The 8588-nt window shown below is 39.2% G+C and carries 9 protein-coding genes and 1 tRNA gene; 8 read left to right on the top strand and 2 right to left on the bottom strand.

Translation table 11 applies throughout. From position 1 onward, the window contains the following. Window positions 1-155 precede the first annotated feature (155 nt). The gene (locus H6G41_RS33560) at window positions 156-755 is read right to left on the bottom strand and encodes a hypothetical protein (protein ID WP_199316464.1); all 600 of its coding nucleotides are present in this window, start codon (window positions 753-755) and stop codon (window positions 156-158) included. A 137-nt stretch (window positions 756-892) separates the two neighbouring features. Here H6G41_RS33560 and H6G41_RS33555 point away from each other — a divergent pair, with 137 nt between their 5' ends. Continuing rightward, on the top strand, window positions 893-2356 hold the full coding sequence (locus tag H6G41_RS33555; RefSeq protein WP_190752657.1) for a TIGR03985 family CRISPR-associated protein: 1464 nt from the start codon (window positions 893-895) through the stop codon (window positions 2354-2356). Between the two features lie 7 nt (window positions 2357-2363). Then, window positions 2364-2933, top strand: coding sequence for an HD domain-containing protein (locus H6G41_RS33550; RefSeq protein WP_190752655.1), 570 nt, complete (start codon window positions 2364-2366; stop codon window positions 2931-2933). A gap of 49 nt (window positions 2934-2982) precedes the next feature. Here the strand turns inward: H6G41_RS33550 and H6G41_RS33545 are convergent, their stop codons facing one another. Next, complete coding sequence (locus tag H6G41_RS33545; RefSeq protein ID WP_190752653.1) at window positions 2983-3489, bottom strand: GNAT family N-acetyltransferase; 507 nt, start codon at window positions 3487-3489, stop codon at window positions 2983-2985. 68 nt (window positions 3490-3557) lie between these two features. On the opposite strand from H6G41_RS33545, the gene H6G41_RS33540 reads away from it, so the two are divergent. The 6 genes from H6G41_RS33540 (at window position 3558) to H6G41_RS33515 (ending at window position 8332) form a co-directional block, all read left to right on the top strand. Further along, complete coding sequence (locus H6G41_RS33540; protein WP_190752651.1) at window positions 3558-4448, top strand: isopenicillin N synthase family oxygenase; 891 nt, start codon at window positions 3558-3560, stop codon at window positions 4446-4448. Then, window positions 4448-5626 (top strand): FAD-binding oxidoreductase, encoded by a 1179-nt coding sequence (locus tag H6G41_RS33535; protein WP_190752650.1) that lies wholly within the window; start codon window positions 4448-4450, stop codon window positions 5624-5626. The genes H6G41_RS33540 and H6G41_RS33535 overlap by 1 nt, the downstream gene beginning before the upstream one ends. A gap of 93 nt (window positions 5627-5719) precedes the next feature. After that, window positions 5720-6082 (top strand): hypothetical protein, encoded by a 363-nt coding sequence (locus H6G41_RS33530; protein ID WP_190752648.1) that lies wholly within the window; start codon window positions 5720-5722, stop codon window positions 6080-6082. A gap of 708 nt (window positions 6083-6790) precedes the next feature. Next, window positions 6791-6991 (top strand): hypothetical protein, encoded by a 201-nt coding sequence (locus tag H6G41_RS33525; RefSeq protein ID WP_190752646.1) that lies wholly within the window; start codon window positions 6791-6793, stop codon window positions 6989-6991. Between the two features lie 512 nt (window positions 6992-7503). After that, window positions 7504-8229 (top strand): hypothetical protein, encoded by a 726-nt coding sequence (locus H6G41_RS33520; protein WP_190752644.1) that lies wholly within the window; start codon window positions 7504-7506, stop codon window positions 8227-8229. A 32-nt stretch (window positions 8230-8261) separates the two neighbouring features. Next, a tRNA-Ser gene (locus H6G41_RS33515) sits at window positions 8262-8332 on the top strand. Window positions 8333-8588: the final 256 nt, after the last annotated feature.

Raw genomic sequence — 8588 nt, 5'->3', positions numbered from 1 at the left:
TATAACTCAATACGGTTCAGTTAAGGATAATTGTAGGTTGGGTTGAACGAAGTGAAACCCAACAAACTCCTGGAAATGTTGGGTTTCGTTCCTCAACCCAACCTACGCAACTTAAGGTTTTTGGCGCTAACTGAACTGTATTGATCTACAACTATCTATCCATAACTGCCTTTACACAACTTGACCAGCAATGACGCTAAAGTTTGTATCATTGGACGTTCTGATAGATCCTCACCACGCTGCAAACGGTGAATGCTACCGATTAACATGGGCGATTCTGAATCAATGTGATCGCACTTTCCTTGAAAATCGCTGTGTATAATCGCGATGATTTGCAAATTTAAATTTATACAAAAATCTTTCCACTCAGGTACTTTGGTTTGATCTCTACTCAGTATGACTGCATGAGTGGCATGTTGCATAATTAACTTATTTTCTGGAGATATTTTTCCACCTACATCTATTATTGTCAAAGGTATATTGATATTTTGCACATTTTTAGCCTTTTCTTGGGCGAATTTTTCAGTAAATTTACTTTTATAAGCGGCTTTCAATTCCTTTGCCAGTACCGGATTATTACGTACTGCTTCGGTATACCATGCTCCCTCGCCGTCGGGGCAAGCTGTGAGTACATAGGGATAAGGCGCTTTTCCTTCTCGTTCCATTGGCAAGATTGCTTGTTTCAAACCTTCGCGCAAACAAGATTTACCGGATTGAGAAGGGCCACATAAAACTACTTTTATAGGTTTTGCCATCACTAAGTTTCTGTTTTAGGAAGTTAGGTAGCTACTGCTTCCAGCTTTTTATTAACCGCTACATCATACCAGTACTTTGGAAGAAGCTTATTCCGAGATATTTTATGCTGATGTAATACCTGAAATTAACTAGGCAAGTGTCTGAACAAATTTTTTTGGATCTTCCGCAAGTAGAATTGCTGCAATGGTTAGCACGGGGTTCTCTCAAGCAAAACCTGCTACGTGCAATTCGGTTGTGGGTATGGTTGCGTTCGTTATATGGTTCCGTTCGCGTAGCGTCTCTGACAGTAGAAGGAGCATCGCTTTATGGTGAAACTTCAGATCGCTTGCTGCTGGATGATAGTTTTACTTTTGCTAGGTGGAGGGATGCTTTTTTTAGTCCCACCCACCCGAAAAAAGATGTGATTCCCCAGTTACATGATGCTAATTGTCCTTGTGCGAAAACAACTGCGGAGTGGTTGTTTAATGCCAAAACAGGGATTTCTGAAACACAATGGAAGCGATCGCTGTTGACTCATCTGAATCTTTCTAATTCGGTAGGGGAAACAAAACCTTCGGCGGCGAAAAATCCTTGTTCTCTCAAGTCGGAGTCTGATTTGGATGAACTGTTAAAGCGGCGTTTGTTTGCGGTAACTCGTCGTTCGCTACAAGCAGATTTGGAAATTTTAGAACAATTAGGTTGGCTGAAATATCAACAGCAGAAATATCACCGAGTTAGTAATTTACCTCCTCGTCCTATAATAACAAATCTAGAAGCAGCTTCTACCAAGCTTAATACTGATGAATTAAATTTTGTGAATCAAGAAGATTTAGCGGCGATGGCGCAAAATCTCTCACAGCAAATTGGTGGAATCCAGCGCTTTTTCTTTAAGCTTGATTATGTTATTCCTCGGACTACTATAGACTCTGTTGATGATTGGCAACACAAATTAAGAGAAATTTGGGGACAAACTCCTGTACCTACAATTATCATTAATTACAACAGCGCTAGGTTAGGAAAATATGTAGAATGTTTTGTTTATCCAGTTTGTATATATTATGTACAACGTGCAGTTTATCTGTGTGCTTTTGGCGAAAGTCCCGATCGCAATCATGACTGGTATAATTTCCGCTTAGACAGAATTCAAAATATTACACCCATTTCATGGACAAATTCTGCTATTCCTAACGTGTTAAAACAGCGTTATCAAAAAGCAGATTTACCTCGTCCCGAAGAAATTGAAGCGCAAATGTCTAAGGCTTGGGGGTTTGATTTTTATTTAGAACCTCGCTTGATGTTATTACGATTTGAGCAAGAGTATAACGAATGTTATATTCACAATACTTTTCGTCATGATACTTTTAAAGCGATCGCCTATTCACAAGCTGAACGTTTAATTAAGCAAAACACACCGCCATCTCAACAGCAAGAATTACTGAAAATTCTGGCTGCGCGTTCTTGTGATGATGCGTACTATCGCGTTTACTATCGACATGGAGATAATAATGTGAGTATGCGTTTACGTGCTTGGCGTCCAAAAGTGGAGGTAATTATGCCTTGGGATTTGCGTCAAAGTATAGCGGCTGATGTCAGCAAAGAATTTCACCTTTATCATAATTAACTAAACTATGAATTCAGTAAAATTGACCGAAAAATTTGAAGCAGCGTTAATTTATGCTAATCGGTTACACGCGGAACAAAGCCGGAAAATTAGCGGCGTTCCTTATATGACTCATTTAATGAGTGTAGCGGCTTTAGTATTAGAATCTGGGGGAAGTGAGGAAGAAGCGATCGCGGCTTTGTTACATGATAGTATTGAAGACCAAGGTGGTAAACCGACTCGCGAAGATGTTCGTCAACGTTTTGGCAATACAGTTGTGGAAATAATTGATGGTTGTACAGAATGGGATAGTTTACCTAAACCACTTTGGCAAGAACGAAAAAATAGATATTTAGAAAATCTGCGTCATGCTTCTGCTTCTGTGCGCAGAGTATCTTTAGCCGATAAGTTGCATAATGCTAGATCGTTATTAATAGATTCGCGAATATATGGTGATACTGTTTGGAATCACTTAAAAATTGGTAGAGAAAAAACTTTATGGTTTTATCAGTCATTGCTTGAAGTTTATCGGGAAACTGGTGATGATTGGATGACAGATGAATTTGCCAGAATTGTGAGTCAGTTGGCTGAGGAATAATTGGTAATTCGTAATTGAGTAGTTAGGCGGTCGCTTTTTTTGAAAATAATTAGACTTTTGCAAAAGCTGGTGGATAAATAACCTTACCTGTATAATTTTGTTGAGAATTTTGTAGTAGTTTTACCATAAAAAACTCTTCTGGAACTGGAAATGGTGACTCAATTCCATAATTAACTGATGCTTCAAAACCAAAGCGATTGTAAAATTGAGGATGACCAAGGACAATTACTATAGCTTCGCCTCTCACATTTGCTATTTCTAAACCAGCTTTTACCAGTGCGCTACCAATTCCCTGTTTTTGAAAATCTGGTAAAACCGCCATAGGTGCTAAACTGAGTACCTGTAATGTTTCTTCGCTTACTAAGTCAATATAGCTAAAGAGAATGTGACCCACTACAGTAGTTTCAACTTCTGCAATTAAAGATAATTCGGGAATATAACGTCTAGAATTACGAATCTCGTCTACTAAATTAGCCTCATTGTCTTGTCCAAAAGCTAATCTATTTACCTCAGCTATTGCAAGATAATCTTGAATAATTTCACGGCGAATGTTCATAATGTTAAACTCACTTTCATAACAATTCAGTTGATTCGCTTAATGTTAATTAAAAGACTAATTATTAAATGGTAACAATTCCTATAATTAATTTAAATAAATTTAAACAGGGTACTGTAGGTAAACAAACTGTAGTTACAGAAGTTTATCAAGCTTGCCATGACATCGGCTTTATGTACTTGCAAAATCATGGAATATCAGCCGCTATAATAGAGCGTATATTCCAACAGAGTCAAGCTTTATTTGATTTACCATTAGAAATTAAACAACAGCTAGCTTGGAGTGATAAATTTAGCAATACAGGCTATGTTGGTATAGAAAGAGAACGCCTTGACCCACAGAAACCAGGAGATTTAAAAGAAGCGTTTAATATTGCTAAACAAGAAAATATAGAAAAAGTTTTACCGGAGTTAAATACAGTCGAATTTTATGATGCTTGTACAGAATTAGCTAACAAGATTCTACAAGCTTTTGCTTTTGCTTTAGAATTACGAGAAGATTTTTTTACTTCTAGACACAATCAAAAAAATCATACTCTAAGATTGCTGCATTATCCACCTTTAGCAACAACACCTAAACAGGGACAGGTACGTGCTGGCGAACATTCTGATTATGGGAGTATGACTTTATTATTTCAAGATAATATCGGCGGTTTAGAAGTACAAACTACCGCCGGAGAATGGATAGCAGCACCATCAATTCCTGGTACGGTAATCGTGAATACTGGCGATTTAATGCAACGTTGGACAAATCATGTCTTTTGCTCAACTAAACATCGGGTAATGATTCCTAGCGATAGCAAAATTAAACAGTCTCGTTATTCTGTAGCTTTTTTCTGCCATCCTAATGATGATACAGAGATTGCTTGTCTTAACAGTTGCCTAAATTATCATTCTCCCATCGATCCTCCCATCCTTGCGGGAGAATATCTGTTGAGCCGTTTACAAGCAACATATTAATGAAAACTTACGACTGGATTGTTGTTGGTGGTGGAATTACAGGCGCAGCACTTGCTTATGAATTAGCAAAAACAGGCTTTTCGGTGCTGTTGTTAGAGCAAAACCAAGTACCTGATAATGCAACTCGCTATAGTTATGGTGGATTAGCTTATTGGTCAGGTAATACTCCCATATCTCGCCAACTGTGTGAAGATGCGATCGCGCGTTATCAAATCCTCCCGCAAGAGTTAGACGCTGATATTGAATTTCGCGAATTAGACTTATTATTGACTATTCCCACAGGCGATGACCCAGAATTAGCTGCTAAATCTTATGCTAATTGTCTTATTCCTCCCCGATTACTTGCGATTACAGAAGCTTGCGAATTAGAACCATTATTAAATCGAGATGCGATGTCTAACGACAAGTCGCTTTGCGCCTACGCAGGTGCTTTAACTGTCAAACACGGTCATATTCACCCAGGAAAAACTACACAAGCTTACATCCAAGCTTTTTTACGTATTGGCGGCGAAATGCAGATAGCACAAGTAGTAGAGGTATTAACCAATGGTGTAAAAACAACTACTGAAACTTTCATCAGCGCTAACGTAGTGATTTGTGCAGGTGGACTCAGCAGACAGTTATTAAAAGCTGCTGGGATACCCATTAAACTATATTTCACTCATACAGAAATTATTGAGACTCCGCCTGTAGATTTGCGCTTAAATACTTTGATAATGCCAGCAAATATCCAAAGGTTTGTATTAGAAACTCAATCTACTCAAATTGATGAATTATGGGATGAACCGGGTAATGAGCCAGCACCACCAATTTTAGATGCAGGTGCAATTCAATTTCAAGATGGTAGTTTACGCTTAGGGCAAATTAGCCGCACTATCACAGATCCTCATGCTAAAATCAACGCCCAAGCAAGCGAACAGTGGCTACGCAGTAGTATTAGCAACATTTTGCCTAAGTTAGCAGATTTACCAGGGACTTGGTATCATTCTTTAGTCGCTTTTACTCCGACTCGCCTACCTGTAATTGGTGAAATTCCAGGGTTTGCAGGGGTGCATACTTTTTCTGGCTTCAGTAATCCCTTAGTCCTCATACCACCGTTGGCACAGCGTTTTGCCAAATTTGTCTCCAGTCAAGAAGATGAGATTATCAAACAGCTATTAAGCACTCGCCTTGACTGAGCAGTTTAGTTTCAGCTGTACTAGTGTATTATTAAGGATTCTTTTACTCTGGCTATAAATTTCTTACAAAATCACGATCTCTCAGGAAGCAAGATGAACACACCAAAGCCTAGGAAGTTTGATGACGAACAATCACAATATGAAGAAACAGAACAGTCATATCCTACCCAACACGTTAAAATCTACCAAAGCAGTGAGGCTGGGCAGTTAATAATTTGTGAATGTCGCAGTTGCTCGACTCCACTATCGATTGAAGTAATTTTTTTAACACCACAAAATTCTAAACCTAAACCAAAAAATAAACCTGATAGTAAGCAGGATGATGAAATGAAATGTCCCAACTGTGGCAGAATTCCCATTTTTCTAGAAGGTTGTGCTGTACAGTCGATTGTTCAATTACCTGTTTCACCTTGGCAAGATTCAGCGAAAGAGCAGGAAGAAGGGGCTAGGAGCTAGAGGCTAGGGACTAGGGAAGTACTGTTGATATTGTGTAGCTGAAAATGCGATCGCCAAAAGCGTTGGCGCTGCGATCGCACTCACCCAATTTCCAAGAGCATACTACATGTCTGTTTCTCGCTCAGGTATTGAATTACAGACAGATTTTTACTGACTACTCAAAAAATTTGTAGTATGCACTTGACACCCTGTAAGTTTTGTATTACAAATGTAGTATCAAGAGTTAAGCCTCCGCAAAGGTTAAAACTCCAACTGCTCAAGACCTTGCAATTACGATAGATGTTACTTTTGGGGTCGCGATTGGCGTTCGACTGCTCTGAAACCAACAAACGGACAGTTGCAGGATTCGGGTTCAATTCCCGACGACTCCATTTGCTTTAACTTCTATTGCAGCTGCAATCATGCACACTTGGGTCTGTAGCTCTAACGGTAGAGATCCCGGATGTCACTTGTGCCCTAACAGAAAAAGCTTACATACTAGCTCAATAAGTAGAGCGATCGTCTCTAAAACGATAAGTTGCAGGTGCGATTCCTGCGTTTGTAACCACAGCTTTTTCAACTCGCATGAGGTGTGAGTGTAACTCTCACAGGGAGGGTATCGGTTCAATCCCGATCAGATCCACTTAAATAATTTGTAATTCGTAATGACGCTCGTTCCTCGCTACCGCTTCGCTAACGTAATTCGTAATTAAAAAGGAGGTGATGACAATGGTACATATTAGATTTGAAGGGCGTTCTGTTGATGTGACAGAAACACAGCTAGGAATTAACGCCGGGATGAATGATGTTGTAGTTAAAGAACAGGTGGCTCGTCATTTGGATGTAAATTGCGATCGCCTAGGAGCTTACATAATTGATCGCCGTCCTAGTGGTGATTTGATAGTTCGTCCTGAAGCCGTTTATGGTTAATATGCCTAATCATCCGTGCCCAAACATCAGAAGCATACATACACATTGATAACGGTTCTAAGGTAGCGAAATTCGAGCGATCGAACTAGCGAAGCATGATTAAGTCTCTCGCAGATTTAGTGTGCGTGCCCACTGCCAATATTTGGTAAGAGCAGCCGTAGCTGTAAAAAGCATCTTCAACTTGCACGGAGTAATTTAAAACTTGATTCCGCGCCCTAACTTGTAAAGCCTACACACCATCCGCAAGGATATGCAGGTACCCTGCGGGAACGCTACGCGAACAATTCCTGTCGCTCCCTTTGATGGGAGCGTAGCCAAAATGGTAAAGGCAATTGTGAAAAACTGCTTTGCTAACTTGTGCGGAATTCCCATTATTTTAATTGTATTAATCTATTACCACAACTCAATCACATATATGGAGGTGAATTCAATGATGTCCCCTAACTTATGTAGCCTAACAATTCAATCAGTACAACTATTTCTAAGCAACATATTTTTCAGAAACATAAGTTATGAGCGAACATCGTTTGAACGAAATTGTGATTGAGCGTCCTCGCTGTGGGAGAAGAATTCCGCTTAAAAAGCAGACAGGTTATAAAAAGCAACTATACAAACTCACCGAGGATGCAATTCAGGATGGATTATTCAATCCCTACCTGATTAAACCTAGACATAAATCAAAGTATCTTTCAGATCATCTTGGCCCCCTGCGTCGGCTTTTGCTCTCTAAAGTGGGACAGCCTTGGAACGACGTTTACAGCGAACTCTGTCAACGATTAGATTCCAATACAATGACAGGACGGCACGTTATTGGTCATATATGGGATTACGTTGAACGCTATGTAGAAATCATTGATGGTGTCCCTTATGGGAAGTCTTACCGAGGTTACCCAATTCCGTTAAATGGGACTTACCGCCTGTGCTTCTATATTCATCCAGAAACAGGAATTCTTTGTGCAGTTGAGAAAGTACCTCGAAAGCAGAAGCACAAGCAGGAACAAACTGATTTTGTCATCATTGATGATTATCATGAATACCAAAAACTGAATGATATTTGGTATCTCATTACTTTTGCAGATTTTCCTCCACCACCAACTGATTATGTACAGGATTTTCTCACAGGTTTAACCAATCATTCTCGGTCTACTTATTATGGACGCAAAATTTACGCTGTGAAAAAACAGCAATGTAATAAGAAAGAAATTCGGTTGATTTTAAATCAACTTTCTAAACAGTAAAATTTTCACTTCGTGCCCTAACCGAAAAAGCTTACATACTAGCCGAATTGGAACAGGCACTTGACTTGAGATCAAGCTATTACAGGTTCAAATCCTGTGTGTGAATCAACAGCTTTTTCAACTTGCACGAGGTAATTTTATTAATTTAGGACTTACACACAACACAACGAAAGTAGCGGTAATTCATGAATTACAGCTACGCAAGAATCAGGCTTTGGCACACATATTGCGTAAGTCCTATAATTATCAATTATGAGTTAAGCTGTTGTGCATTTAAATTGTGATAACAGCGTCGCCTTTATTTTTGAGTTTTCGCCCCCATTTAATAATTAACTCTCCTTCATTTAAAAGTTGATGTA

The sequence above is a fragment of the Tolypothrix sp. FACHB-123 genome, assembly GCF_014697075.1.
In the GTDB taxonomy this organism is placed as follows: domain Bacteria; phylum Cyanobacteriota; class Cyanobacteriia; order Cyanobacteriales; family Nostocaceae; genus Aulosira.
The sequence above is the reverse complement of the archived record's forward strand: the minus strand, read 5'-3'. Positions and strand labels throughout refer to the sequence as shown.

Excerpts from the sequence above, each read along its gene's own strand:
- H6G41_RS33545 (WP_190752653.1), bottom strand. The coding sequence starts at position 3,489 with ATGAACATTCGCCGTGAAATTATTCAAGATTATCTTGCAATAGCTGAG.
- H6G41_RS33535 (WP_190752650.1), top strand. The coding sequence starts at position 4,448 with ATGAAAACTTACGACTGGATTGTTGTTGGTGGTGGAATTACAGGCGCA.
- H6G41_RS33560 (WP_199316464.1), bottom strand. The coding sequence starts at position 755 with ATGGCAAAACCTATAAAAGTAGTTTTATGTGGCCCTTCTCAATCCGGT.
- H6G41_RS33520 (WP_190752644.1), top strand. The coding sequence starts at position 7,504 with ATGAGCGAACATCGTTTGAACGAAATTGTGATTGAGCGTCCTCGCTGT.
- H6G41_RS33525 (WP_190752646.1), top strand. The coding sequence starts at position 6,791 with ATGGTACATATTAGATTTGAAGGGCGTTCTGTTGATGTGACAGAAACA.
- H6G41_RS33550 (WP_190752655.1), top strand. The coding sequence starts at position 2,364 with ATGAATTCAGTAAAATTGACCGAAAAATTTGAAGCAGCGTTAATTTAT.
- H6G41_RS33540 (WP_190752651.1), top strand. The coding sequence starts at position 3,558 with ATGGTAACAATTCCTATAATTAATTTAAATAAATTTAAACAGGGTACT.
- H6G41_RS33530 (WP_190752648.1), top strand. The coding sequence starts at position 5,720 with ATGAACACACCAAAGCCTAGGAAGTTTGATGACGAACAATCACAATAT.